The sequence below is a fragment of the Streptomyces sp. NPDC051310 genome, assembly GCF_044455245.1.
Taxonomy (GTDB): Bacteria; Actinomycetota; Actinomycetes; order Streptomycetales; family Streptomycetaceae; genus Streptomyces.
The window spans coordinates 213,134-239,347 of the sequence record NZ_JBITEO010000004.1; the positions used below are offsets into that span (position 1 = coordinate 213,134).

The 26,214-nt window shown below is 72.4% G+C and carries 20 protein-coding genes; 6 read left to right on the forward strand and 14 right to left on the reverse strand.

Annotated features, from left to right (window positions below):
• Window positions 1-133 precede the first annotated feature (133 nt).
• A complete protein-coding gene (locus tag ACIA79_RS08050) occupies window positions 134-1,546 on the forward strand; it encodes a cytosine permease (RefSeq protein WP_399427297.1) in 1,413 nt (470 codons plus the stop codon).
• Window positions 1,547-1,619: 73 nt separating this feature from the next.
• Here ACIA79_RS08050 and ACIA79_RS08055 read toward each other — a convergent pair whose 3' ends face one another.
• The 4 genes from ACIA79_RS08055 to ACIA79_RS08070 all read right to left on the reverse strand — a co-directional run bounded on the left by ACIA79_RS08055 (window position 1,620) and on the right by ACIA79_RS08070 (window position 5,065).
• Window positions 1,620-2,708 carry a branched-chain amino acid aminotransferase gene (locus tag ACIA79_RS08055; RefSeq protein ID WP_399427298.1) on the reverse strand — a complete coding sequence of 363 codons (1,089 nt, stop codon included), beginning with the start codon at window positions 2,706-2,708 and terminating at the stop codon, window positions 1,620-1,622.
• Between the two features lie 258 nt (window positions 2,709-2,966).
• Window positions 2,967-4,010 carry a 3-isopropylmalate dehydrogenase gene (locus ACIA79_RS08060; protein WP_399427299.1) on the reverse strand — a complete coding sequence of 348 codons (1,044 nt, stop codon included), beginning with the start codon at window positions 4,008-4,010 and terminating at the stop codon, window positions 2,967-2,969.
• A gap of 112 nt (window positions 4,011-4,122) precedes the next feature.
• Window positions 4,123-4,257, reverse strand: coding sequence for a hypothetical protein (locus tag ACIA79_RS08065; protein WP_399427300.1), 135 nt, complete (start codon window positions 4,255-4,257; stop codon window positions 4,123-4,125).
• A gap of 262 nt (window positions 4,258-4,519) precedes the next feature.
• A complete protein-coding gene (locus tag ACIA79_RS08070) occupies window positions 4,520-5,065 on the reverse strand; it encodes a GNAT family N-acetyltransferase (RefSeq protein ID WP_399427301.1) in 546 nt (181 codons plus the stop codon).
• 134 nt (window positions 5,066-5,199) lie between these two features.
• Between ACIA79_RS08070 and ACIA79_RS08075 the strand changes: the two genes are divergently transcribed.
• Window positions 5,200-5,904 carry a nitroreductase family protein gene (locus tag ACIA79_RS08075; RefSeq protein ID WP_399427302.1) on the forward strand — a complete coding sequence of 235 codons (705 nt, stop codon included), beginning with the start codon at window positions 5,200-5,202 and terminating at the stop codon, window positions 5,902-5,904.
• An 84-nt stretch (window positions 5,905-5,988) separates the two neighbouring features.
• Here the strand turns inward: ACIA79_RS08075 and ACIA79_RS08080 are convergent, their stop codons facing one another.
• From ACIA79_RS08080 to ACIA79_RS08090, 3 genes are all read right to left on the reverse strand, one after another.
• The gene (locus ACIA79_RS08080; RefSeq protein WP_399427303.1) at window positions 5,989-6,336 is read right to left on the reverse strand and encodes a hypothetical protein; all 348 of its coding nucleotides are present in this window, start codon (window positions 6,334-6,336) and stop codon (window positions 5,989-5,991) included.
• A 122-nt stretch (window positions 6,337-6,458) separates the two neighbouring features.
• Window positions 6,459-8,090, reverse strand: coding sequence for an L-glutamate gamma-semialdehyde dehydrogenase (gene pruA / locus ACIA79_RS08085; RefSeq protein ID WP_399427304.1), 1,632 nt, complete (start codon window positions 8,088-8,090; stop codon window positions 6,459-6,461).
• Window positions 8,091-8,106: 16 nt separating this feature from the next.
• Window positions 8,107-9,033 (reverse strand): proline dehydrogenase family protein, encoded by a 927-nt coding sequence (locus ACIA79_RS08090; RefSeq protein ID WP_399427305.1) that lies wholly within the window; start codon window positions 9,031-9,033, stop codon window positions 8,107-8,109.
• Between the two features lie 182 nt (window positions 9,034-9,215).
• Here ACIA79_RS08090 and ACIA79_RS08095 point away from each other — a divergent pair, with 182 nt between their 5' ends.
• Complete coding sequence (locus tag ACIA79_RS08095) at window positions 9,216-10,727, forward strand: PucR family transcriptional regulator (RefSeq protein WP_399427306.1); 1,512 nt, start codon at window positions 9,216-9,218, stop codon at window positions 10,725-10,727.
• Window positions 10,728-10,811: 84 nt separating this feature from the next.
• Here the strand turns inward: ACIA79_RS08095 and serA are convergent, their stop codons facing one another.
• The 6 genes from serA to ACIA79_RS08125 all read right to left on the reverse strand — a co-directional run bounded on the left by serA (window position 10,812) and on the right by ACIA79_RS08125 (window position 20,523).
• Window positions 10,812-12,401: a phosphoglycerate dehydrogenase gene (gene serA, locus ACIA79_RS08100; protein WP_399427307.1), complete on the reverse strand. Its 1,590-nt coding sequence runs from the start codon at window positions 12,399-12,401 to the stop codon at window positions 10,812-10,814.
• 248 nt (window positions 12,402-12,649) lie between these two features.
• Complete coding sequence (ilvC, locus tag ACIA79_RS08105) at window positions 12,650-13,651, reverse strand: ketol-acid reductoisomerase (protein ID WP_399427308.1); 1,002 nt, start codon at window positions 13,649-13,651, stop codon at window positions 12,650-12,652.
• 75 nt (window positions 13,652-13,726) lie between these two features.
• Window positions 13,727-14,251, reverse strand: coding sequence for an acetolactate synthase small subunit (ilvN, locus tag ACIA79_RS08110; RefSeq protein WP_019889675.1), 525 nt, complete (start codon window positions 14,249-14,251; stop codon window positions 13,727-13,729).
• A gap of 21 nt (window positions 14,252-14,272) precedes the next feature.
• Complete coding sequence (locus ACIA79_RS08115) at window positions 14,273-16,126, reverse strand: acetolactate synthase large subunit (RefSeq protein ID WP_399427309.1); 1,854 nt, start codon at window positions 16,124-16,126, stop codon at window positions 14,273-14,275.
• Between the two features lie 219 nt (window positions 16,127-16,345).
• Complete coding sequence (locus ACIA79_RS08120; protein ID WP_399427310.1) at window positions 16,346-19,231, reverse strand: putative bifunctional diguanylate cyclase/phosphodiesterase; 2,886 nt, start codon at window positions 19,229-19,231, stop codon at window positions 16,346-16,348.
• A gap of 341 nt (window positions 19,232-19,572) precedes the next feature.
• Complete coding sequence (locus ACIA79_RS08125) at window positions 19,573-20,523, reverse strand: 2-hydroxyacid dehydrogenase (protein WP_399427312.1); 951 nt, start codon at window positions 20,521-20,523, stop codon at window positions 19,573-19,575.
• Window positions 20,524-20,570: 47 nt separating this feature from the next.
• Between ACIA79_RS08125 and ACIA79_RS08130 the strand changes: the two genes are divergently transcribed.
• The 3 genes from ACIA79_RS08130 (at window position 20,571) to ACIA79_RS08140 (ending at window position 23,251) form a co-directional block, all read left to right on the forward strand.
• Window positions 20,571-21,590 (forward strand): aldo/keto reductase, encoded by a 1,020-nt coding sequence (locus tag ACIA79_RS08130; protein WP_399427313.1) that lies wholly within the window; start codon window positions 20,571-20,573, stop codon window positions 21,588-21,590.
• Between the two features lie 166 nt (window positions 21,591-21,756).
• Window positions 21,757-22,911 (forward strand): PQQ-dependent sugar dehydrogenase, encoded by a 1,155-nt coding sequence (locus tag ACIA79_RS08135; RefSeq protein ID WP_399427314.1) that lies wholly within the window; start codon window positions 21,757-21,759, stop codon window positions 22,909-22,911.
• A 25-nt stretch (window positions 22,912-22,936) separates the two neighbouring features.
• On the forward strand, window positions 22,937-23,251 hold the full coding sequence (locus ACIA79_RS08140) for a DUF6191 domain-containing protein (RefSeq protein ID WP_399427492.1): 315 nt from the start codon (window positions 22,937-22,939) through the stop codon (window positions 23,249-23,251).
• Here the strand turns inward: ACIA79_RS08140 and ACIA79_RS08145 are convergent.
• Window positions 23,132-26,152 (reverse strand): AAA family ATPase, encoded by a 3,021-nt coding sequence (locus tag ACIA79_RS08145; protein ID WP_399427493.1) that lies wholly within the window; start codon window positions 26,150-26,152, stop codon window positions 23,132-23,134. The two genes, ACIA79_RS08140 and ACIA79_RS08145, sit on opposite strands and share 120 nt — an antisense overlap.
• Window positions 26,153-26,214: the final 62 nt, after the last annotated feature.

The following is a 26,214-nucleotide window of genomic DNA, read 5'->3' on the forward strand; positions in this document are numbered from 1 at the left end:
ACTCTAACCACAGCTTTTCTTCGGGGGAAACCTTGACGGGCAGCACAGGGCCGGGTCACATTGAGCGTCGCTCCAATTAGAGCGACACTCAAACCGATGCAGAAGCCGGCGCCCGGCCAGCAGGGAGCAGCGCATGCCGATCGAACAGCGGGGAGTCGACACCATCCCCGAAGCGGAACGCACCAGCGGCCCGCGTGACCTGATATCGATCCTGGTGGGGTCGAACCTGTGCCTGGGAGTGATCGTCTTCGGCTGGCTGCCGGTCTCCTTCGGGCTCGGCCTGGGGCCCGCGGTGAGCTCGATCGTGGCCGGCACGATCGCCGGCGTGGCCGTCACCGCCCCGCTCGCCCTGGTCTCGCTGCGCACCGCGACCAACCTGTCGACCTCCAGCGGCGCCTTCTTCGGCGTGCGCGGGCGGCTCGTCGGCTCGGTCGTCGGACTGCTGCTGTCGCTCGGGTACACCGCGCTGACGCTGTGGATCGGCGGCGATGTGGTGCTCGGCACGCTCTCCCGCCTCTTCGACGTGCCGACCGGAGCCGGGGCGCACACGCTCGTGTACGTGCTCCTCGCCGGCTGCACGGTGGTCGCCGCCGTGTACGGCTACCGGTTGCTGCTGCGGCTCAGCATGGCGCTGGCGATCGGCATGACGCTGCTGCTCGCCCTCGGCATCGTCGCCTACGCGGGCGACTTCACCGCCGCGCCGCCGCCGGACACGCCGTACCTGCTGGGCTCCTTCTGGCCCACCTGGCTGCTGTCCGCCGTGGCCGCGGGCCTGAGCGGGCCCATCGCCTTCATCACGCTGCTCGGCGACTACACGCGGTACGTCTCGCCCCGGCGGCACAGCCCGCGCGCCGTGTGGCGGGCGACCTGCGCGGGCCTGCTCGCCGGTCTGCTGATCCCGCAGCTGTTCGGGACCTTCACCGCGCTGGCCGCGCGGGCCGGGGCGGACTACGCGGGACCGCTGGTGGCGGCCGCGGCCCCGTGGTACCTGCTGCCGCTGCTCCTGGCCGCGAGCGCCGGGTCGGTCGGCAACGCGGGGCTGATGCTCTACTCGATGGGCCTCGACCTGGACGCCATCGTGCCGCGCGCCACGCGGACCACGGCCACGCTGGTGGTGGCGGCCGTCGCGACGGTGTTCGTGTTCCTGGGGCACTTCGCGTGGGACGCGCAGTCGGCGATGACGTCGTTCGTGCTGCTGCTGACCGCGATCGGCACCCCGTGGGCCGTCATCACGCTGATGGGCCACCTCCGCTGCGGCGGTGTGTACGACCCGGAGGCGCTCCAGGTCCTCAACCGCCGCGCGAGGGGCGGCGCGTACTGGTTCCGCGCCGGCTGGGAGCCCCGCGCCGCGGCCTCCTGGGCGCTGGGCGCGGCGGTGGGTCTCGGGTCCGTGGCGACGCCGCTGTACGAGGGCCCGCTCCTGGCGCTGACCGGCGGCGTGGACTGCAGCTTCATCCTGTCGGGCCTGGCCGGCGGCCTGGTGTACGCGGCCCTGACGGCCCTCTCCCCGGCCCCGGCGCCGGAGCCCCGGACCGCCGCGTCCTGACCCGCGGCAAGCGGAACGCCCGTGCCCTTCGAGCGGGGGGCACGGGCGTTCCGCGTCACGTACGGACGGGAGGTCAGCCGACCTGGTGGGTCCAGCCGTGGACGTCCTCGGCGGCGCCGGTCTGGATGTCCAGCAGCGCCTTGCGCAGCTTCAGGGTGACCTCACCGGGCGTGCCGTCGCCCTGGGTCCACTCGCCGGCCGTCGACTTCACCGTGCCGACCGGGGTGATGACCGCGGCCGTGCCGCAGGCGAAGACCTCGGTCAGGGTGCCGTTCTCGGTGTCGCGCTTCCACTGCTCGGTGGAGATGCGGCCCTCCTCCGACGCGTACCCGAGGTCCCCGGCGAGGCGGAGGAGCGAGTCACGGGTGATGCCGGCGAGGAGGGAGCCGGTCAGCTCGGGCGTGACGATCCTGTCCCCGTACACGAAGTACAGGTTCATGCCGCCCATCTCCTCGACCCAGCGGTGCTCCAGCGCGTCGAGCCAGACCACCTGGTCGCAGCCCTTCTCCGCCGCCTCGGCCTGCGCGAGCAGCGAGGCCGCGTAGTTGCCGCCGGTCTTGGCGAAGCCCATGCCGCCGGGGACGGCGCGGACGTAGTTCTCCGACAGCCAGACCGAGACGGGCTTGACGCCGCCGGGGAAGTACGCGCCGGCGGGCGAGGCGATGACGATGAAGAGGTACTCGTTGGCCGGGCGGACGCCGAGGCCCACCTCATTGGCGATCATGAAGGGCCGCAGGTAGAGCGACTCCTCACCTCCGTGCGGCGGCACCCACGCCTCGTCCTGCCGGACCAGGGCGTCGCACGCGGCGACGAACGTCTCCACCGGCAGCTCCGGCATCGCCAGACGCCGCGCGGAGCGCTGGAACCGCTCGGCGTTGGCCTCCGGCCGGAACATCGAGACCGAGCCGTCGGGACGCCGGTACGCCTTCAGTCCCTCGAAGATCTCCTGCGCGTAGTGCAGGGTCATGTTCGCCGGGTCGATCGACAGCGGCGCGTACGGCGTGAGCTCGGCGTCGTGCCAGCCGCGGCCCTCGGTCCACTTGATGGTCACCATGTGGTCGGTGAAGTGGCGGCCGAAACCGGGGTTCGCCAGGATCGCCTGGCGCTCCGCGTCGGACAGCGGGTTCGAGGAGGGCTTGAGCTCGATCGTGGGCGTCGTCATGAGTGCTGTGTCCTTCACCGGTTGGTTGTGACGGACCGCGCTCACGCCGCTACTAGGACGTCCGAGCTTTCCCGCATGCCGCGGCCCCGCGTTCGATTATCGCCCGGGGGGCCGGGTGAAAGAAACGGCATGAAGGAACGCGAAGAGGTACGGCTGAGTGCGGTCCAGGGTTGATGGTGACACCCGGGGCCGCACAGGAGAAGCCGCCGGGTGCAGGTGCGACCCGGCGGCTGTGTCTGGGTTCTCCCAGTCGGCGGGTCAGCTCGCTACGCGTACCGCGAGCGCGTCGCCGATCTCGTCGGTCGTCCGCGGCGTGGAGCCGTCCCGGGCGGCGAGGTCCGCGGCGACGGCGTCCTCGATGCGGACGGCCTCGGCCTCGTACCCGAGGTGACGCAGGAGCAGCGCCACGGAGAGGATCGTCGCGGTGGGGTCGGCCTTGCCCTGGCCCGCGATGTCGGGCGCGGAGCCGTGCACGGGCTCGAACATCGACGGGAACGCGCCCGTCGGGTTGATGTTGCCGGATGCGGCCAGGCCGATGCCGCCGGTCACGGCAGCGGCGAGGTCGGTGAGGATGTCGCCGAAGAGGTTGTCGGTGACGATGACGTCGAAGCGCTCCGGCTGGGTGACGAAGAAGATCGTCGCGGCGTCGACGTGCAGGTAGTCGGTGGTGACGTCCGGGTACTCGGCGCCCACCTTGTCGAAGATGTTCTTCCACATGTGCCCGGCGTAGACGAGCACGTTGTTCTTGTGGACGAGCGTCAGCTTCTTGCGCGGACGGGCGTTGGCCCGCTCGTACGCGTCACGGACGACGCGCTCCACGCCGTACGCCGTGTTGAGGCTGACCTCGGTGGCGACCTCGGCCGGGGTGCCGGTGCGCAGCGAGCCGCCGTTGCCGGTGTACGGGCCCTCGGTGCCCTCGCGGACGACGACGAAGTCGATGTCCGGGCGGCCGGCCAGCGGGGTCGCGGTGTTGGGGAAGAGCTTCGAGGGGCGCAGGTTGACGTAGTGGTCGAAGGCGAACCGCAGCTTCAGCAGCAGCCCGCGCTCCAGCACGCCGGACGGCACGGACGGGTCGCCGATCGCGCCGAGCAGGATGGCGTCGTGGTTCTTGAGGGACTCCAGCTCCGCGTCGGGGAGGGTCTCCCCGGTCCGGTGCCAGCGCTGCGCGCCGAGGTCGTACTCCTTGGTCTCCAGCTTCACATCCTGCGAGAGGACCGAGCGGAGGACCTTGAGGCCCTGGGCCACGACTTCCTGGCCGATGCCGTCACCGGGGATCACTGCGAGATCGATGCTGCGAGACATGTCCGCACCCTACTCTTCGTCCCAGTGCCTGACACACATCCGTCCATCATGTGGACCTCGGAGTGTCCCCGGCGACACCTCGGCGCGCCGTGCCGACGGCCGGCGGTACGTCTCAGTGGCCGGTCTCGCCGCCGTTGTCCCTGCGGTCGAGGGCGCGCTGGAGTGCGGCGGCGGCGTTGCGGCGCTCGGCGTCGGTGGGATGGGGGGAGGTGCGGCGGACGCGGCGGCGGGCGGTCTCAGCGGCCATGGGGATCGACTCCTTGGGATCAGAAAAATGATCGACAGGCGCCGGAAGGGGCGGGGAGCACGGCCGCAGGGGTGACCTGCCGGAGGCACGGGCGCTCAGACCGCCGTTCGCTGGATGGAGCGAGACGTTCGGCTCCTACAACGCTACGCGCGAGCGGAGCGTCTGTCTCCACAATTACTTTGACTTCCTACTATCTGAGACGGAGCTTCGGCCCGGGGCGTACGAATGGTCACGGCACAGCGAGAGCAGCGCCGGCCGCCCGCTACAGCAGGTCGCCGTCGCGCCAGTCGAAGAGGAGCGCCCCCTGATCCGCCGCCGGGAGCGTCCGGCCGCGCGAGGGGCGCAGGTAGGTCGAGTCCTCCTCGTCCGGCAGGGGCACCACGCCCCCCGGCCCGAAGGCCTGGAGCGGTCCGTTCCACAGCTGCCAGCCGCGCGCCCGGTACAGCTCGGCCCCGTCGTCGGACGCGGACAGCGCGCCGAACGCGTACGCCCCGTCGATGACTTCCTCCAGCGCCGCCATCACCCGGCCGCCCAGGCCGCGCCGGCGCCGGTCGGCGCGTACGGCGACCGCCTCCACGTAGCCGACGCGGTACGCCCGCCCCGCGTGCACCACCCTGCGCATGATCACGCTGCCGTGCGCGGCGATACCGCGCTCGTCCCGGACGTACGCGTGGATGCCGCCGAGCCCGTGGTCCCAGTCCTCGTCGCCGAAGTCCCCGTGGAAGGCGGCGTCCAGCATCGTGCGTATGGCGCCGAGCGTGTCGGGGGCGAGCTCGTAGGTGTGGGAGGTGTGCAGTGAGTCGGTCATACGGCCCACTGTGGCAGGCCGGGCCCGGCGCGCTCCTGTGCGGGCGCGGGGCGTGGTGCGGATCCGGCCAGGTCACCGCCGGTACCCGTGCCGGGCCCTTCCCGCGGCGCCGCCCCCGCAGCAGACTCGGCCGCATGTCACCCACGACCGAACGACCGTGGACGCCCACCCATGGCGCTCCCTACCGGCCCGTCCCGTACCGCCCGGAGCGCATGCCGGCGACCGAGTCGCTCGCCCGTGCGGCACAGTTGCGCGCACGCATGGAGCAGCGGCGTACGGTACGGCAGTTCGCCCCCGATCCCGTGCCGGACCAGGTCGTGCGGGACGCCGTCGCGTGCGCGTCGACCGCCCCGTCCGGCGCCCATCAGCAGCCGTGGACGTTCGTCCTGGTCAAAGATGCCGCGGTCCGCCGGCGCATCCGCGAGGCCGCCGAGCGCGAGGAGCGGATCTCGTACGACGGGCGGCTGGGCGAGGAATGGCTGGCGGCGCTGCGCCCGCTGGGCACCGACGCGGTGAAGAGCCACCTGACGGACGCCCCGGCCCTGATCGTCGTCTTCCAGCAGCGCTACTGGCTGGGCGAGGACGGCACCAGGCACAAGCACTACTACGTCGACGAGTCGGTCGGGATCGCCGTCGGCATGCTGCTGTCGGCGCTGCACCTGTCGGGCCTGGCCGCGCTGATCCACACGCCCAGCCCGATGCGCTTCCTGTCGGAGGTGCTGGACCGCCCGGAGAACGAGAAGGCGTTCGCCGTGATCCCGGTCGGCTACCCGGCGGACGACTGCCAGGTGCCGGACCTGGTGCGCAAGTCGCTGGACCAGGTGCTCGTGGAGTTCTGAGGCGTCACCCGCTCGCGGGACCGCCCGGGTCAGGTCCGGGCGGCCCCGCGCTCACGGGTGCCTCGCGCCTGCCGGCGTACGGCCTCAGAGCCGGCCGCCGGTGAGGCGGGAGAGCGGTCCGCGCTGCCGCAGGCCCACCCGGCGGCCGAGCGCGTAGGAGCCGGCCACGGCGGTGGCGACGCCCGCTCCGGCCCCCGCCACCACGGCCTTGCGGGCCTTGACCACCGTCCACACCACACCCGCGGTGCCGGCGGCGCGCTCGGCCGCCGAAACGGCGGTGCGCTGGACGGTCCGCGCCGTGGCCAGCGCCTTGTCGGCGGTCACGCCTCCGAGACCGCGCGCGGACCCTGCGGCGTCCTGGGCCGCCTGCGTGGTCTTCTTGGCGGCGGCGGTCGTGCGCGTCTGCTTCTGGTTCGTCTTCGTGTCAGCCATGGAAGTGCGTGTTACCGGCTGGGGCTCCCCGAAACTGACCGTCTTTCACATCTTGCTCACGAAAACCGCCCCCTTCCGGTGTGGGGCCGGAAGGGGGCGGCGTACGGGGTGGGCCGGAAGGGTCAGCCCATGTGCGGGTACGTGTAGTCGGTCGGCGGGACCAGCGTCTCCTTGATGGCGCGGGTCAGCGTCCAGCGCATCAGGTTCTGCGGGGCGCCGGCCTTGTCGTTGGTACCGGAGGCGCGGCCGCCGCCGAAGGGCTGCTGGCCGACGACGGCGCCGGTCGACTTGTCGTTGATGTAGAAGTTGCCCGCGGCGTACCGCAGCTTCTCCATCGTGTACGCGGCCGCCGCGCGGTCGTTCGCGATGACCGAACCGGTCAGCGCGTATGCCGACACCGACTCCATCTGCTCCAGCATCGCGTCGTACTGGTCGTCCTCGTACACGTACACCGCGAGGAACGGGCCGAAGTACTCGGTCGTGAAGACCTCGTTGGCCGGGTCGGTGCACTCGACGACCGTCGGGCGGACGAACCAGCCGACCGAGTCGTCGTAGGTGCCGCCGGCGACGATCGTGCAGGCCGGGTCCTCCTTGGCCCGGTCGATCGCGGCCTTGTTCTTGGCGAAGGCCCGCTCGTCGATGACGGCGCCGATGAAGTTCGTCAGGTCGGTGACGTCACCCATCCGGATGCCGTCGACCTCGGCCGCGAACTCCTCCTTGAAGCCGGAGTTCCAGATCGAGGCCGGGATGTAGGCGCGCGAGGTCGCCGAGCACTTCTGGCCCTGGTACTCGAAGGCGCCGCGGGTCAGCGCGGTCTTCAGGACGGCGCGGTCGGCGCTCGGGTGCGCGACGACGAAGTCCTTGCCGCCCGTCTCGCCGACGATGCGCGGGTAGGAGCGGTACTTCTCGATGTTGTTGCCGACCGTCTTCCACAGGTGCTGGAAGGTCTTGGTCGACCCGGTGAAGTGGATGCCGGCGAGCATCGGGTGGTGCAGGGCCACCTCGGAGACGGCGATGCCGTCGCCCGTCACCAGGTTGATGACGCCCTTGGGCAGGCCGGCCTCCTCCAGCAGCTGCATGAGCAGCACGGCGGCGTGGGTCTGCGTCGGGGACGGCTTCCAGACCACCACGTTGCCCATGAGGGCCGGGGCGGTGGGCAGGTTGCCGGCGATGGCGGTGAAGTTGAAGGGCGTGATCGCGTAGACGAAGCCCTCCAGCGGGCGGTGGTCGAGGCGGTTCCACACGCCCGGCGCGTTGGCCGGCGGCTGCTCGGCGAGCAGGTCACGGGCGTACTTGACGTTGAAGCGCCAGAAGTCGACGAGCTCGCACGGGGTGTCGATCTCGGCCTGCTGGACCGTCTTCGACTGGCCGAGCATGGTCGAGGCGGCCATGGTCTCGCGCCACGGGCCGGCGAGCAGCTCGGCGGCGCGCAGGATGATCGCCGCGCGGTCGTCGAAGGACATCGCGCGCCAGGCCGGGGCGGCGGCGAGGGCGGCGTCGATGGCGTCCTGGGCGTCGGCCTGCGTGGCGCCCGCGAAGGTGCCGAGGACCTTGGCGTGGTGGTGCGGCTGGACGACGTCCACGCGCTCACCGCCGCCCATGCGCTTGACCCCGCCGATGGTCATCGGCAGGTCGATGGGGTTCTCGGCCAGCTCCTTGAGCTTGGCCTCCAGACGGATGCGCTCGGCCGAACCGGGGGCGTAGGTGTGGACCGGCTCGTTGACCGGAGCGGGGACCTGGGTCACAGCGTCCATGAGTTCCGTAACTCCTTCAGTTCTTGGTGATCATCGAGCGGACGAAGAACAGCAGGTTGGCCGGCTTCTCCGCGAGGCGGCGCATGAAGTACCCGTACCAGTCGGTTCCGTACGCGGTGTAGACGCGCATGCGGTGACCCTCGGCGGCGAGCCGTACGTGCTCGTCGCTGCGGATCCCGTACAGCATCTGGAACTCGTACTCGTCCAGTTTGCGCCCGGCGCGGCGCGCGAGCTCCTGGGTGACGGCGATGAGCCGCGGGTCGTGGGACCCGATCATGGGGTAGCCGTCGCCCTCCATCAGGATCTTCAGGATCCGGACGTACGCCTTGTCGATCTCCGCCTTGTCCTGGTACGCGACGGAGGCGGGCTCCTTGTAGGCGCCCTTGACGATCCGGACGCGGCTGCCGTTCGCGGCGAGGCGCCGGGCGTCCTCCTCGGTGCGGAAGAGGTACGCCTGGATGACGCAGCCCGTCTGGGGGAAGTCCTTCCGCAGCTCCTCGTGGATGGCGAACATCGAGTCCAGGGTGGTGTGGTCCTCCGCGTCCAGGGTGACGGTGGTGCCGATGGCGGCCGCGGCCTCGACGACCGGCCGGACGTTGGCGAGCGCCAGCTCGTGTCCCCCGTCCAGCGCCTGGCCGAACATCGACAGCTTGACCGACATCTCGGCCCGGGTGCCCAGCTCCAGGCCCTTCAGGTGCTCGATGAGCTCCAGGTAGGCGTCACGTGCGGCGAACGCCTGTTCGCGCGTGGTGATGTCCTCCCCGACCACGTCCAGGGTGACCTCCAGGCCCTTGGCCGCCGCCTCGCGGACGATCGGGACGACCTGCTCGACCGTCTCGCCGGCGATGAACCGCGCGACGACCTGCTTGGTGCCCGGCGCGGCAGAGACGAAGCGGCGCATGCGGTCACTGCGCGACGCGGCGAGGATCACGGGACCCAGCACGGGGCACCTCCACGGAACAGGGGTTGAAGGGGGCCGGAAACGGACGCGGGGAACGCGTACGTGTCGGCACGGAGAACCACCGTGAAACCTAAGGATCGCTCCGATGCCCGGCCATCGACACCTGTCACGCATCCGTGCCCCGGATCTCATACAGATGTCTGATCGAGTGGCAGACTGTCCGGGTGAAGGGCGCTTACGGCGATTACCAGGACCTGGTCGACGAGATCTCGGCGCTGCTGGGCGCCCCCGCGACGCTGGAGAACCGCGACTTCGGGCTGATCGCCTTCGGCGCGCACGACAGCGACGACGACACCGCCATGGACCCGGTGCGGACCCGCTCGATCCTCACCAGGAAGTCCACGCCCGCGGTACGGGCCTGGTTCGAGGGCTTCGGCATCACCCGGGCGACCGGCCCGGTCCGCATCCCCGCCGCGCCCGACGCGGGCGTCTTCCGGGACCGCATCTGCCTGCCGGTCCGCCACCGGGGCGTCGTCCTCGGGTACGTGTGGCTGCTCGACGCCGACCCCGGGCCCTCGCCCGACCGGCTGACGGCGGCGATGCAGGTGGCGGAACGGATCGGGGCGCTGCTCGCCGACGAGGAGCGGGCGGGCGCGGACCTCTCGCGCGAGCTGCGCGCCGCGCTCACGGCCGAGCGGGGCTGGCAGTACGACATGGCGCTGACCGCCCTGCGCTCGGCGCTCGGCCCCGACGCGGACGGCCTGCACGCCCTGGTGTGCGTGGTGCCGTGGCCGGGGGGCGAGGCTCCCTCGCCGCGCACCGCTCCGGGCGCCGCGGCCCTGTGCACGCTCCCGTGGCCAGGTCCGCTGCCGACGGGCGCCACCGCGCCGGACGCGGCACGCGCCTCCCGCCCGGGGGCGGGTTCCGGAGCCGCGCAGGGCCCGGGCGCGGGTTCCCGCGGTGGCGGATCGGGCTCGGGTGCCCGAGCCGGGACGGGGTCCGCGGGGGCGGGCGGGACCGCCTCCGGGATCGCCGGGAGTTCCGGGGCTTCGGGGACGGCCGAGGGCACCGGCGCTGCCGGGGGCGAGGCGGCCGGGGCCCATGCCCTGGCCGCCCTGATCCGCCTGCGCTCGGCCGACGTGCCCGCGCCCGCCCTCACGGCGGCGGACCGGCTGCGCGCGGCGGCCACCGGCGGCCAGGCCCCCGCTGCCCCGGGAGCGGCGGGCACGGCCGGGGCGCAGGCGCAGCCGGGTGCCGTACGCGGCGGACGCGCGGCCGTGCCTCCCACCGCGGCGTGGGCCGCGCGGGCGGGGGGCGACCGGCCGGACGTGGTCGCCGGGATCGCGGAGCCGCGCCGGGGACTGGCCGACGTGGGCGAGGCGTGGCGCGAGGCGTCCTCCGCGGCCCGTGCCGCGGCGGCCCAGCCCCGGCTCGGGCCGGTCGCGCGCTGGTCGGCGATCGGCCCGTACCGGCTGCTGACCGCGCTCCCGCCCACCGCGCCCGGTGACCCGGCCGCCCGCGCCCTGCTCGCCCCGGCGCACCGGGAGCTCGCCCGGACCGCGGAGACGTTCCTGGACTGCGCCGGGCAGGCGGGCCGCACCGCCGCCGCCCTGGGCATCCACCGCCAGACGCTCTACTACCGCCTGTCCCGGGTGGAGCAGCTCACCGGCCTGGACCTGGACGACGGCGAGGACCGCCTGCTGCTCCACATGGCCCTGAAGGCCGCCCGGCTCTGACGGTTGGGGGTCCGCTCACGCGCCCGGCCCCCGGGCACTCGTGGGAACGAGCGCCCGGGGGCCGGGAAGCGGAGCGGGGAACCGTCAGGTGAGGTTCACGGAGCGGGCCGACGTCGCGCCGATCTCCGCGGCGACCTCCGTCAGCACCTGCGGCGGGACCGTGTCGTCGACGGTGAGGACCGCGAGGGCCTCGCCGCCCTCCGCCGCACGGGCGACCTGCATGCCCGCGATGTTCAGCCCGGCCTCGCCGAGGATCCGGCCGACGGTGCCGACGACACCGGGACGGTCCTCGTAGCGCAGCACGACCATGTGGTCGGCGAGCGCGAGGTCCACGTCGTAGTCACCGACGGCGACGATCTTCTGCAGGTGCTTGGGACCGGCCAGGGTGCCGGAGACCGCGACTTCCTCGCCGCCCGAGAGCGTGCCGCGCACGGTGACGACGTTGCGGTGGTCCGGGGACTCGGAGCTGGTGGTCAGGCGCACCTCGACGCCGCGCTCCTGCGCGAACAGGGGGGCGTTGACGTACGACACCGTCTCGTCGACGACGTCCTCGAACACGCCCTTCAGCGCGGACAGTTCGAGCACCTTGACGTCGTGCTGGGTGATCTCGCCGTACACCTCGACGTCGAGACGCACCGCGACCTCGCCCGCCAGCGCGGTGAAGATCCGGCCGAGGCGCTCGGCGAGCGGCAGACCCGGCTTGACGTCCTCGGCGATGACGCCGCCCTGGACGTTGACCGCGTCGGGGACCAGCTCACCGGCGAGCGCGAGCCGTACGGAGCGGGCGACGGCGATACCGGCCTTCTCCTGTGCCTCGTCCGTCGACGCACCGAGGTGCGGGGTGCACACCACCTGGTCGAGCTCGAACAGCGGGGAGTCGGTGCACGGCTCCTTCGCGTACACGTCGAGGCCGGCGCCCGCGACCCGCCCCTCCTTGAGCGCCGCGAACAGCGCCTCCTCGTCGACGATCCCGCCGCGGGCGGCGTTGACGATGCGGACGGCCGGCTTGACCTTGTGCAGCGCCTCGTCGCCGATCAGGCCGAGCGTCTCGGGGGTCTTCGGCAGGTGGACGGTGATGAAGTCGGAGACCTCCAGCAGCTCGTCCAGCGACAGCAGCTTGACGCCCATCTGCGCGGCGCGGGCCGGCTGCACGTACGGGTCGTACGCGACGATCTTCATGCCGAAGGCGGACATGCGCTGGGCGACCAGCACGCCGATGCGGCCGAGGCCGACGACGCCGAGGACCTTCTCGCTGAGCTCGACGCCGGTGTACTTGCTGCGCTTCCACTCGCCGTTCTTCAGGGCGGTGTTGGCCTGCGGGATGTTGCGCGCCGTGGCGATGAGCAGGCCGCACGCGAGCTCCGCGGCGGTGACGATGTTCGACGTCGGTGCGTTGACGACCATCACGCCGGCCTTGGTGGCGGCGGAGACGTCGACGTTGTCCAGGCCCACGCCCGCGCGGGCGACGACCTTCAGGCGCTTCGCGGCGGCGATCGCCTCGGCGTCGACCTTGGTGGCGGACCGCACCAGGATCGCGTCCACGTCCGCGACGGCGGGCAGCAGCTCGGCCCGGTCGGCGCCGTTGCAGTGCCGGATCTCGAAGTCCGGGCCCAGCGCGTCGACGGTGGCGGGCGACAGCTCTTCAGCGATGAGTACGACGGGTTTCGAGCTCACGTGAGTCCTCACAAGTCCAGTGCAGACGGCCGTCCCGGGGCCGCAGGCGGTGGAGGGGGGCATGCCGCGTGGAAGACGCACGACGCTGTGGGCCTGACGCGTTTGTTGTTCTGAAGTGTAGTGGCGGTCGGTGCCATACATTCCGCCGTGGCGGAAGGATCACCCGTCCGTGGTTGGACTGGTTGTCCAAGGGCGGACGACACGGGGACGGCGGGCCCGGGGAAGCCCCGGACCCGCCGCCGCGAGGCTCACGCCTCCTCGTTGTCCACCCAGCTCATGAGCTTGCGCAGCTCCTTGCCGGTGGTCTCCAGCAGGTGCTCGGAGTCCTGCGTCTTGTACTCGTCGTACTTCTTCAGGCCGCCGTGGTACTCGTCCATCCAGTTCTTGGCGAACGTGCCGTCCTGGATCTCGGAGAGGACCTTCTTCATCTCGGCCTTGGTGGCGTCCGTGATGATCCGCGGGCCGGTGACGTAGTCGCCCCACTCGGCGGTCTCGGAGACCGACCAGCGCATCTTCTCCAGGCCGCCCTCGTACATCAGGTCCACGATCAGCTTCAGCTCGTGGAGGCACTCGAAGTACGCGATCTCCGGCTGGTAGCCGGCCTCGACCAGGGTCTCGAAGCCCGCCTTGACCAGCGCCGAGGTGCCGCCGCAGAGCACGGCCTGCTCGCCGAACAGGTCGGTCTCGGTCTCCTCGGTGAAGGTGGTCTTGATGACGCCGGCGCGGGTGCCGCCGATCGCCTTCGCGTAGGAGAGGGCGAGCGGGAAGGCGTTCCCGGTGGCGTCCTGCTCGACCGCGGCGATCGCGGGGACGCCGCGGCCCTCCTCGTACTGGCGGCGGACCAGGTGGCCCGGGCCCTTGGGGGCGACGAGGGCGACGTCGACGCCGGCCGGGGGCTTGATGAAGCCGAAGCGGACGTTGAAGCCGTGGGCGAAGAACAGCGCGTCGCCGTCCTTCAGGTTGTCCTTGACGGACTCCTCGTACACCTGGGCCTGGATCGGGTCCGGGATCAGGATCATGATGACGTCGGCCTCGGCGGCGGCCTCGGCGGGCGTCACCACGCGCAGGCCCTGCTCCTCGGCCTTGGCCTTGGACTTGGAGCCCTCGTGCAGACCGACGCGGACGTCGACACCCGAGTCACGGAGCGACAGCGCGTGGGCGTGGCCCTGGCTGCCGTAACCGATCACCGCGACCTTGCGGCCCTGGATGATGGACAGGTCGGCGTCGTCGTCGTAGAACAGCTCGGCCACTGGGTCTTCTCCTTGGTGTGCTGGTGTTGCGTCCCACCGTACGGTGGGGAGGGATGTGGAAGTCGGGGGGTCTCGCTACGCGGAACGGTCGAGCGCCCGCAGCGAACGGTCCGTGATGGACCGGGCGCCACGCCCTATGGCGATCGTGCCGGACTGGACCAGCTCCTTGATGCCGAACTGCTCGAGCATCTTCAGCATGGCGTCGAGCTTGTCACTCGAACCGGTGGCCTCGATCGTGACCGCCTCGGGCGAGACGTCCACGGTCTTGGCGCGGAACAGCTGGACGATCTCGACGATCTGGGAGCGGGTCTCGTTGTCGGCGCGGACCTTCACCAGGACGAGCTCGCGCTGGATCGCGGCGCTGGGCTCGAGTTCGACGATCTTCAGGACGTTGACCAGCTTGTTGAGCTGCTTGGTGACCTGCTCCAGCGGGAGGTCCTCGACATTGACCACGATCGTGATGCGGGAGATGTCGGGGTGCTCGGTGACGCCGACGGCGAGCGAGTCGATGTTGAATCCGCGGCGGGAGAACAGGGCGGCGATCCGGGCGAGGATGCCGGGCGTGTTCTCCACCAGGACGGAGAGCGTGTGCTTGGACATGGTTCTTGACTCAGCTCTCTCTCAGTCGTCTTCGCTGTCGCCGAAGTCGGGGCGGACGCCGCGGGCGGCCATGACCTCGTCGTTGGAGGTGCCGGCGGCGACCATGGGCCAGACCTGGGCGTCCTCGTGGACGATGAAGTCGATGACGACCGGGCGGTCGTTGATGGCGTTGGCCTCGGCGATGACCTTGTCCAGGTCCTCCGGGCGCTCGCAGCGCAGCGCCACGCAGCCCATCGCCTCGGACAGCTTCACGAAGTCCGGGATCCTGGTGCCCGCGCTCGGCTCCTTGCCGGTCGCCTCCGGGCCGGAGTGCAGCACGGTGTTGGAGTAGCGCTGGTTGTAGAAGAGGGTCTGCCACTGGCGGACCATCCCCAGGGCGCCGTTGTTGATGATGGCGACCTTGATGGGGATGTTGTTCAGCGCACAGGTGACCAGCTCCTGGTTGGTCATCTGGAAGCAGCCGTCGCCGTCGATCGCCCAGACCGTGCGGTCCGGCATGCCGGCCTTGGCGCCCATGGCGGCCGGGACGGCGTAGCCCATGGTTCCGGCGCCGCCGGAGTTCAGCCAGGTGGCGGGCTTCTCGTAGTCGATGAAGTGCGCGGCCCACATCTGGTGCTGGCCGACGCCGGCCGCGTAGATGGTGCCCTCGGGGGCGAGCTGCCCGATGCGCTGGATGACCTGCTGGGGGGCGAGGGTGCCGTCCTCGGGCTGGTCGTAGCCGAGCGGGTAGGTCTCGCGCCAGCGGTTGAGGTCCCTCCACCAGGCGGTGTAGTCGCCGGTGTTGCCCTCGGTGTGCTCGGCCTGGACGGCCTGGACCAGGTCGGCGATGACCTCGCGGGCGTCGCCGACGATCGGCACGTCGGCCGCGCGGTTCTTGCCGATCTCCGCCGGGTCGATGTCCGCGTGGACGACCTTGGCGAACGGGGCGAAGCTGTCGAGCTTGCCGGTGACGCGGTCGTCGAAGCGGGCGCCCAGGGCGATGATCAGGTCGGCCTTCTGCAGGGCCGTGACGGCCGTGACGCTGCCGTGCATGCCGGGCATGCCGACGTGCAGCGGGTGGCTGTCGGGGAACGCGCCCAGCGCCATCAGGGTGGTCGTGACGGGGGCCTGGGTCAGCTCGGCCAGCACCCTCAGCTCGGCGGTGGCGCCGGCCTTCAGGACACCGCCGCCGACGTACAGGACGGGCCGCTTGGCCTGGGTGATCAGCTTGGCGGCCTCGCGGATCTGCTTGGCGTGCGGCTTGGTCACCGGGCGGTAGCCGGGCAGGTCGAGCTGCGGCGGCCAGCTGAAGACGGTCCGGGCCTGGAGGGCGTCCTTGGCGATGTCGACCAGGACCGGGCCCGGGCGGCCGGTGGAGGCGATGTGGAACGCCTCGGCGATCGTCTTCGGGATGTCCTCGGCCTTGGTGACCAGGAAGTTGTGCTTGGTGATCGGCATGGTGATGCCGCAGATGTCCGCCTCCTGGAAGGCGTCCGTACCGATGGCCTTGGAGGAGACCTGACCGGTGATCGCGACCAGCGGGACGGAGTCCATGTGGGCGTCGGCGATCGGGGTGACCAGGTTGGTGGCGCCGGGGCCGGAGGTGGCCATGCAGACGCCGACCTTGCCGGTGGCCTGGGCGTAGCCGGTCGCGGCGTGGCCCGCGCCCTGCTCGTGGCGGACCAGGATGTGACGGACCTTCGTGGAGTCCATCATCGGGTCGTACGCGGGGAGGATGGCACCGCCGGGGATGCCGAACACCGTGTCGGCACCCACTTCCTCGAGAGAGCGGATGAGGGACTGCGCGCCCGTGACGTGCTCAACGGTGGCGGAGGACGGTCCGCCGGTACGGGCCCGCGGCTGCGGATGGTGGGCCCCGGTGGCCTGCTCGGTCATCGGCATTCTCTTCTCGAAGCTGAGGGTTTTCGCGAGGTTTGACGGGTTTGGCGGGGTGCCAGTGCAACAAAAAACCCCTCGTGCCGTGAGGCAAGCGAGGGGAGCGCGCCGGTGTGGGTCCGCACGGCCAACAGGGGGCCGTGCTCAGCCGACGCGCTTTCCAAGTACGAGAATTCGGGTGCGCATGGCATTGACCCTCCACCCGGCGCACTACCAGTGTCAAGTGGGTGGGACGCGCGTCTCATCATGTGAACGCAGCGAGGGAAGTCCCGCGGGCAGTCCGGGCAGGGCCGAGGGCAGGACGGAGCCGGTGAGGACGGGCAGGGCGACGCGGTCCGGCACCGGGAACTCGTCCCGGACCAGGGCGCGCCGCAGCCGGTACTCGTCGAGCGGCCCCGAGAAGGCCATTCCCTGTCCATGCGTGCACCCCATCGCCCGCAGCGCCAGGACCTGCTCCGGTACGTCGACGCCGTCGGCCACCGACTGCATGCCGAGGTCGCGGGCGATACGGAGCAGCCCACTGGTGATCTTGTGCAGCCGGGGAGACTCGACCACACCTTCGACCAGTCCTCTGTCCAGTTTCAGTATGTCCACCGGAAGACGGCGCAGCGCGGTGATCGCGGCGTATCCGCTGCCGAATCCGTCGAGGGCGATGCGCACCCCGAGCCCGCGCAGGGCCACCAGGCGCTGCTCCAGCTCGTCGAAGGAGATCCTGGGGTCGCTGTCGGCCAGCTCGATGATCAGGGTGCCGGAGGGCAGCTCGTGCTTGGTGAGCAGGTTCTCGACGGTGCTGAGCGGCAGGGACCGGTCGAGCAGCCCGCGGGCCGGGAGGCGGACCGCGACCGGGACGTGGTGGCCCTGCCGGGCGCGCTCGGCAGCCTGCTCGACGGCCTCCTCCAGCAGCCAGCGGCCGAGCTCGCCGGTGCGCCGGCCGTCCTCGCCGACCCGGAGGAATTCGGCCGGGGTGAACAGCACGCTCTGGGCGGAGCGCCAGCGGGCCTGGGCGGCGACGGCGGTGACACGTCCGGTGGTGAGGTTGACCACGGGCTGGTGGACCAGGGTGAACTCGCCGTCCTCCAGGGCGGTGCGCAGCCGGGTGGCGACCGCCGTGCGGCGCACCACCTCGGTCTGCATCTGGGGGGCGTACAGCTCGACGCGGTTCTTGCCGCCGGCCTTGGCCCGGTACATGGCCAGGTCGGCGTTGCGCAGGAGCTCCCCGGCGCCGATGCCGGGCTCGGCGAAGGCGACACCGATGGAGGCGGCGACCCGCACGTCCTGGCCCTCGACCCGGTACGGCTCGGAGAGGGTGAGCCGCAGCCGGTCGGCGATCTCGTGGACCTGGAGCTCGCGGCCGGACGGGTCCTGGCCGCCGTCGCCGAGGATCAGCGCGGCGAACTCGTCGCCGCCGAGCCGGGCGGCGGTGTCCCCGGCGCGTACCGAGTCCTGCAGGCGGCGGGCGGCCTGGACGAGCAGCTCGTCACCGGCCTGGTGGCCGAGCCGGTCGTTGACGCCCTTGAAGCCGTCGAGGTCGATGAAGAGCACGGCGGTGCCCGAGTCGCCCGCCCGGCGCCCGCTGAGCGCCTGCCGGACCCGCTTGGTGAACAGGGCGCGGTTGGGCAGGTCGGTGAGCGGGTCGTGCTCGGCGTTGTGCTGGAGCTGGGCCTGGAGGCGGACCCGTTCGGTGACGTCGCGGCTGTTGAAGATCAGGCCGCCCTGGTGGCGGTTGACGGTGGACTCGACGTTGAGCCATTCGCCGGTGCCGGACTTGAAGCGGCACTCGATCCGGGTGGTGGGCTCCTCCGACGGGGAGGCGGCCAGGAAGCGCCGTACCTCGTGGACGACGGCGCCGAGGTCGTCGGGATGGATGAGCGAGGCCAGCTCCGAGCCGATGAGCTCCTCGGCCTCCCGCCCGTACACCCCGGAGGCCGCCGGGCTGACGTAGCGCAGGACGCCGGTGGGCGCGGCGATCATGATGACGTCGCTGGAGCCCTGCACGAGTGACCGGAAGTGGTTCTCCTTCTGGGCCAGTTCATGGGTGAGGGCGATGTTGTCGACGAGCATGATGCCCTGCCGGACGACGAGCGCGAGCACGACCGTGCAGCCGGTGAAGACCACGACGCGGTCCACGCGGCGGCCCTCGATGACGTTGTACAGGATGCCCAGGGTGCACACGGCCGCCGCCAGGTACGGGGTGAGGGCCGCCAGCGAGCCGGCGACGGGCCGGCTGAGGTGGCGCAGGTGCCGCTGCCCGCGCGCGGGCGCGGCGCTCTCGGCGGTGCGGCGCGCGCCCCAGGGGGCGTACGCCAGGAGCAGCGACCCGGCGAACCAGCCGGCGTCCAGCAGCTGGCCCGAGCGGTAGTTCTCGCGCAGCAGCGGCGAGGTGAACAGGGCGTCGCACAGGACGGTCAGGGCGAGGGCCGCGATGGCCGTGTGGACGGCCGAGCGGTTGGCCTGGGAGCGCCGGAAGTGCAGCGCGAGGACCATGCTCACCAGGACGATGTCGAGCAGCGGGTACGCCAGGGACAGCGCGGCCCGGGCGACGCTCTCGCCCTGGAACTGCGCCGTGTGTGTGAGGGCGAGGCTCCAGGACAGGGTCAGCAGCGAGCCGCCGATGAGCCACGAGTCCAGCCCGAGGCAGACCCAGCCCGCGCGGGTGACGGGCCGCTTGGCGAGGACGAGCAGTCCGACGATGGCGGGCGGCGCGAAGAGCAGGAAGAACAGGTCGGCCACGGAGGGGCTGGGCACCGGCCGGCCGAGGACGACCTCGTACCAGCCCCAGACGCTGTTGCCGGCGGCGGCCATGGCGGAGGAGAAGGCGAACAGCAGCCAGGCCTGCCGGAAGCGGCTGCCTCGCGCGCGTGCGTACAGGAAGCAGGAGACGGAGGCGGTCAGGGCGGCCGCACTGAGGCCGAAGTCCCCCATGATCTGGGCCGCTTTCTGGGATCCCCAGCCGACCGCGGCCCCGGCGGCGTAGCCCGCGCAGATCAGGGCGAGGGCGAGCTGGCAGTAGAGCCCGCCCGCCCTGCCCGCTTCGTTCCCGGCGCCCCGCCCGGATCCGCCGCCCGTCACGGGGGGCCGCTCGATGAGCATCCCCGGGGCGCTCACCGGAACGCCCCTGCGCGTGCGTGCCGCCGGGGCGGCCGGACGGGTGCCTGTGCGGAGGTCCGCGCCGGAGTGCCGGCGCGGACGCCGCCCGGCGTCCCGCAGGTTCGCAGCCGAGTTCCCCGTCGCGTCGGTTCGTTGGTCCATCGACCGTGCATCGCCCGTCGCCCCCCTCGGATTTGTGGTCGACCATCACGTCGTTCCCCTGCGCCGTCGTGCTCGGCGCGTCCCCCAGATCGGGACGATACACCAGATCCGTCACTCAGGGACAGGGGTTCTCTACGCTCCGTGACGATCATCGGAGTTACGGGCGCGTACCGCGCGCATACGACTCCGTACCGTACTCAGGTGGTAGTGAACACCTGGTTCCGCAACGGCTCGCCCTGGACGAAGCGGGAGAGCTGCGCGGCCAGGAGCCGCCGGGCGCGCGGCAGGAAGGCGGAGCTGGAGCCGCCGACATGGGGGCTGATCAGCACGCCGGGGGTGTGCCACAGGGGGTGGCCGGCGGGCAGCGGCTCGGGGTCGGTGACGTCCAGAGCAGCCGTGATGCGCCCCTTGGCGGCCTCGGTGATCAGGGCTTCGGTGTCGACGACCGGGCCGCGGGAGACGTTCACGAGCAGGGCCCCGTCCTTCATCCGGGAGAGGAACCCGGCGTCGGCGAGGTGGCGGGTGTCGGGAGTGAGCGGTGTGGACAGGACGACCACGTCGGCGTGCGGGAGGAGCGCCGGGAGCTCGGCCAGCGCGTGGACGGGTCCGCGCTCGGTGGCACGGGCGGAGCGCGCGACGCGTACCACCCGCGCGCACTCGAAGGGCGCGAGCCGGTCCTCGATGGCGGCGCCGATCGATCCGTACCCGACGATCAGCACGGACTTGTCGGCGAGCGCCGGGTAGAAGCCGGCCCGCCACTCCTGCCGCTCCTGGCCGCGCACGAAGCCCGGGATGCCGCGCAGCGAGGCGAGGATCAGCGCCAGAGTGAGCTCGGCGGTGCTGGCCTCGTGCACCCCCTTGGCGTTGCACAGCACCACACCGGGCCGCAGGGCGCCGATGCCCGGCGTCACGTGGTCCATCCCGGCGGTCAGGGTCTGCACGACGCGCAGGGAGGTCATACCGGCGAAGGGGCGCACCGCGACGCTCGTCGGCTTCATGTACGGGACGACGTAGAAGACGCAGTCGGCCGGGTCGGCCGGGAAGTCGGGTTCCCCGTCCCACAGGCGGTACGTCAGGCCCGAGTCGGCGGGGTCGGGAAGCCCGTCGATCTCGTCGGCGGGAACGGGGAGCCACACGTCGGTAGTCATGGTCAGGAGGTTAGTTTGGGGGGCGGCACGAGGAGGGGTACGGGGAGTTGGAGCGCAGGACAATCGGGGCGACGGCGCTCGAAGTGGGGGCGATCGGCCTGGGCTGCATGCCGATGAGCTGGGCGTACAGCGCCTCGCGGCAGCGCGGTGACCGCTCCGTGCGCACCGTGCACGCCGCGCTCGACGCGGGTGTGACCCTGCTCGACACGGCCGACATGTACGGGCCGTTCACCAACGAGCTGTTGCTGGGACGGGTGTTGAAGGAGCGGCGGGCGGACGCCTTCGTGTCGACCAAGTGCGGGCTGCTCGTCGGGGACCAGCACATCGTCGCCAACGGCCGCCCCGGGTACGTGCGCCGGGCGTGCGACGCCTCGCTGCGGCGGCTCCAGACGGACGTGATCGACCTCTACCAGCTGCACCGCGCCGATCCGGAGGTGCCCGTCGAGGAGACGTGGGGCGCCATGGCGGAGCTGGTGACGGCGGGGAAGGTGCGGGCGCTGGGGCTGTGCGCGATGGCGGTGCGGTCGGCCCGGCGCGCGGGCGGGGACGGGGCGGCCGACCTGTACGACGGAACGATTCGCCAACTGGAGCGCATCCAGCAGGTGTTCCCGGTGAGCGCCGTACAGGCGGAGCTGTCGGTGTGGTCGCCGGAGGCGCTGCGGCGGCTGCTGCCGTGGTGCGAGTCGCGGGGCGTGGGGTTCCTCGCCGCGATGCCGCTGGGCAACGGCTTCCTGACGGGCACGCTGACGCCGGGCGGCGGCTTCGAGCCGGAGGACCTGCGGGCGCGGCACCCGCGTTTCACGGCCGAGATGATGGCGGCGAACCAGCCGGTGGTGGTGGGGCTGCGCCGGATCGCCGAGCGCCACGGCGGCCGCGGGGCCGGGGTGACGACGGCGCAGGTGGCACTGGCCTGGGTGCTGACACGGGGCCGCCATGTCGTGCCGGTGCCGGGCACGAAGCACGAGCGGTGGGCGGTGGAGAACGCGGGGGCGGCCGCGCTGCGGCTGACGGGCGAGGACCTCGCGGAGATCGCGGCGCTGCCGCCGGCGCAGGGTTCGTGGGACTGACCCGCCCGACCGGACCGGCCGACCGGACCCGCCGGGCCGGAGACGGAACCTGATCGACCCGGCCCGCCCGGGAGGCGAACCCGACCGGCCCGGGCGGTGTATCAAGGGGTGTCATGCAGCTCGCACCGCCGTGGTGGAAGGAATTCGTACCGTGCAACGTCCTGCTGTGACGGCCGTGTTGGCCGCTTCCGCGCTCGTGTTCGCGGCCGGTTGCTCGGGGGGCGGGGGCCCGGGGCCGGCCGGCGCCGCCAGCACCCCGCCATCGGCCCGCTCCTCGCCCGCCTCACCTGCCGCGCCCGCCTCGCCGTCGCCGTCCGCGCCGCCCGCCGAGGGCACGGTGAAGGTGCTGCGGACGCTGGCCGAGGGGCTGAAGTCGCCGTGGGGCCTGGCCGCGCTGCCCGACGGGGATCTGCTGGTCTCCTCGCGTGACGAGGGCACGATCAGCCGGATCGACACGGAGAGCGGCAAGGCGACCGTGATCGGCTCCGTGCCGGGGGTGGCTCCGGCGGGCGAGGGCGGGCTGATGGGGCTCGCGCTGTCGCCGACGTACGCCTCGGACCACCTGGTCTACGCCTACTTCACCACCGAGTCGGACAACCGCATCGCCCGGATGCTGTACGACGAGAAGAGACCGGCCGGTCAGCAGCTCGGCGCGCCGGACACGGTGCTGCGGGGCATCCCGAAGGGCACCGTCCACAACGGCGGCCGGATCGCCTTCGGCCCGGACAAGATGCTGTACGCGGGGACGGGTGAGACCGGTGACACGAGCCTGGCGCAGGACATGTCCTCGCTGGGCGGCAAGATCCTGCGGATGACGCCGGACGGGCAGCCCGTGCACGGCAACCCGGCGGAGGACTCCGTCGTCTACTCCTCCGGGCACCGCAATGTGCAGGGGCTCGCCTGGGACGCCGGGAAACGGCTGTGGGCGGCCGAGTTCGGGCAGAACACCTGGGACGAACTCAATCTGATCGAGCCCGGGAAGAACTACGGCTGGCCGGAGGCGGAGGGCCGGGCGGGCCGGCGCGGGTTCATCGACCCGGTGGCGCAGTGGAAGCCGGAGGACGCCTCACCGAGCGGGATCGCCGTCGCCGCGGGCTCCGTGTGGATGGCGGGGCTGCGCGGTGAGCGCCTGTGGCGGGTGCCGCTGGCCGGGGCGGAACCTTCCGCGGCCCCGCAGGCGTTCCTCGGTCAGGAGCACGGCCGGCTGCGCACGGTGCTGTCGGCGGGCGGGAACAGGCTCTGGCTGGTCACCAGCGAGACGGACACCAGGGGCACCCCGGAGCCGGGCGACGACAAGATCCTCCTGCTGGAGGTGACCTGAGAGGCGGCAGCCAGTGTTCAACCTGATGGAAGAGCTCTTCGCGCCGGGCCGCAAGCACACGCGTGACGAGGAGCGCCGCCTCGCCCTGACCCGTGAGGACCTCGGGGACAACGACCCCTCGCGCGGCCCGATAGACCTCACGTCGGGCCGGGTCACGATCCGCGTCGCTCCCCCGGCCGACGACACCGCCCGAGAGCCCGCGCCGGCGCGCCGCGGCGCGTCAGGCGGTCGCTCCGGACAGCAGGTGGAGGCGGTGGGCGAGGGCGGCCGCCTCGCCACGGCCGGAGACTCCGAGCTTGGACAGGATGTTGGAGACGTGGACGCTCGCCGTCTTCGGTGAGATGAAGAGCTCCTCGGCGATCTGGCGGTTGGTGCGGCCCTCCGCCACCAGGCGCAGCACGTCCTGTTCCCGGGGGGTCAGGCCGAAGCCGTCACCGGTCCCCTCGCCGGGGCCGGGCGCGGCGGGCTCCGGCCGCAGGGAGAGGCGGGCGCGGGCGGCGAGCAGTTCGAGCTCCTCGCGCAGGGGATGGGCCGCGAGGCGGACGGCGACCACGTGCGCCTCGCGCAGCAGCGCGGCGGCCCGCTCGCGGCTGCCGCCCCCGACCAGCAGCGCGTCGGCCCAGCGGTGCCGGACCCGGGCGAGGTCGTAGGGGCGCTCCAGCGGGGCGAAGGCGTCGGCCACCTCCGCCCAGCGGCCGGCGTCGGTACGGCCCCCGGCGCGGTCCAGCTCGGCGGCGACGTACAGGGCGTACGCACGCCACACGGGGACGGGCGTGGCGAGCTGCCGGGCGCAGGAGCGGATCAGCTCCAGCGCCTCGGGGCGCCCCTCGGCCGCGGACGGCAGCCCCACGGTGTCGGCCTCGGCGGTGGCGGCGGTGAGCAGCAGCGGCCAGGCGTACCGGTGGCTGCCGGTCGGGAACCCCGCCTCCGCGGTCCGGGCGAGCCCGGTGCGCACGTCGGCGACGCAGCCCCGCGCGGCGGCGGCGCCCAGGGCGAGCCGGTCCAGCGGCAGCAGGTACTGCATCATCGGGTCGTGCTTGCCGTAGGCCTCGTGGGCGAGCGCCACGTGCTCCCGGCACGCGGCCACCTCGCCGCGGAGCAGGGCCAGCTCGGCGCGCTTCTGGTGCGCGGAGCCGCGCGGCTTGGTGCTGTAGGCGATGCGCTGGAGCCGGTGGGCGCCCTCGCTCGCCTCGTCCCAGTGGCCGAGCGAGATCTGTGCCTCGATGAGGTTGCCGAGGACCCAGCCCTCGTTGTCGATGAGGCCGCGGCTGCGGGAGTACGCGACGCCTTCCGTGGCGACCCGTACCGACTCCCGGGAGCGGCCGACGGCCTCCAGGCAGGAGCTGAGGTTGGTGTAGGCGCGTCCGGTCTCGGCGCGCAGGCACAGTTCGCGGGCCCGGTCCCGTACCGCGTACATGGTGGCCAGGCCGTCCTCGATGTCACCCGCGTCGACCATGAGGCCGCCGAGGGTGAGCCGGGCGTTGAGTTCGATGGGCTCGGCCTGGACGAGCCGGGCGTATTCGACGGCCCGTTCGGCGGCGGCGAGGCTCTCCGGGCCGGGGGCGTGCAGCATGCCCCAGCCGGCGGCGAGGGCCAGGACCCGGGCGTGCACGGCGGACGGCGGCAGGCCGCTCACCAGTTCCTGGGCCTTGGCGATCTCGGCCCAGCCGTCGCCGCGGCCCAGGTTGGAGACGAGCCGGGAGCGCTCGGCCCAGAACCAGGCGGCGCGCAGGTGGTCGTTCTCCTCGTCGAGGAGGCGCAGTGCCCGCTTGACCGTCTTCAGGGCCCGTTCGCGCTCGCCGCACAGCCGCGCGGCGACGGCGGCCTCCGCGAGCAGGTCGAGGTAGCGCAGGGGGGCGGCGCCGGAGTCGCAGCCGCACGCGGGGTAGGCGTCGGCGTGGTCGATCGGCCGCAGTGAGGCGCGGACCTCCGCGGGGACGTCGTCCCAGAGCTCCATGGCCCGCTCCAGCAGCCGGAGTTGCTCGGCGTACGCGTGGCGCTTGCGGGTCTCGACGGAGGCCTGCAGGACGACGGGGAGGGCCTTGGCGGCGTCGTGGGCGTGGTACCAGTAGCTGGCGAGCCGGGTGGCGCGCTCGTCGGCCCGGACGAGCGCGGGTTCGGCCTCCAGCGCTTCGGCGTACCGGCGGTTGAGGCGGGAGCGCTCACCGGGCAGGAGGTCGTCGCTGACGGCCTCGCGGACGAGGGAGTGCCGGAAGCGGTACCCCTCGCCGTCGGGCACGGCGAGCAGGATGTTGGCGTTGACGGCGGCCCGCAGCGCCTCGATGAGATCGTCCTCGGGCAGCCGCGCGACCGCGGCCAGCAGTCCGTACTCGACGGTGGAGCCGCCCTCGGCGACGGTCCTGACGACCTTCTGGGCGTCCTCGGGGAGCCGCTCGACGCGGACGAGCAGCAGGTCGCGCAGTGAGTCGCTGAGCTCACCGGGGCCGCAGTCGCTGCAGACGGCGAGTTCCTCGACGAAGAAGGCGTTGCCGTCGGAGCGGCCGAAGATGCCGTCGACCAGGGCGGGGGCGGGCTCGGCGGCGAGGATGCCGGTGAGCTGGCGGTGCACCTCGGTGCGGGTGAACCGGGGCAGTTCGATGCGGCGCACGGTGCGCATCCGGTCCAGCTCGGCGAGCAGGGGGCGCAGCGGGTGGCGGCGGTGGATGTCGTCCGCGCGGTAGGTCGCCACGACGACGAGCCGTCCGCGGCGCAGCGTGCGGAAGAGGTACGCGAGCAGGTGGCGGGTGGAGGCGTCGGCCCAGTGCAGGTCCTCCAGGGCGAGGACGACGGTGCGGTCCGCGGCGATGCGTTCGAGCAGGCGGACGGTCAGCTCGAACAGCCGGGCGGTGCTGTCCTCGTGGTACGACTCGTGACCCGCCGTGTCGCCCAGTTCGGGCAGCAGCCGGGCCAGTTCGCCCTCCTGGCCCTCGGCGGCGGCGGTGAGCTCGTCGGGGAGCCGGCGGCGCAGGGAGCGCAGGGCGGCGGAGAAGGGGGCGAAGGGCAGCCCGTCCGCGCCGATCTCGACGCAGCCGCCGAGGGCGACGACGGCGCCCTCGGCGCACGCCCGGTCGAGGAACTCCTCCAGCAGCCGGGTCTTGCCCACGCCTGCCTCGCCGCCGACGACCAGTGCCTGCGGCTCGCCCGCGGCGGCGCGGGCGAGCGCTTCGGTGAGTTCGGTCAGTTCACCGGCTCTGCCGACGAACACCGGGCTGACGGACCTGGTTTCCACGCCGCCGAGCATCGCACAGGCGTCCGACCACGTGGGACAGGATTTCGGCAGGACGGGCGCGGCCGCCATGGCGC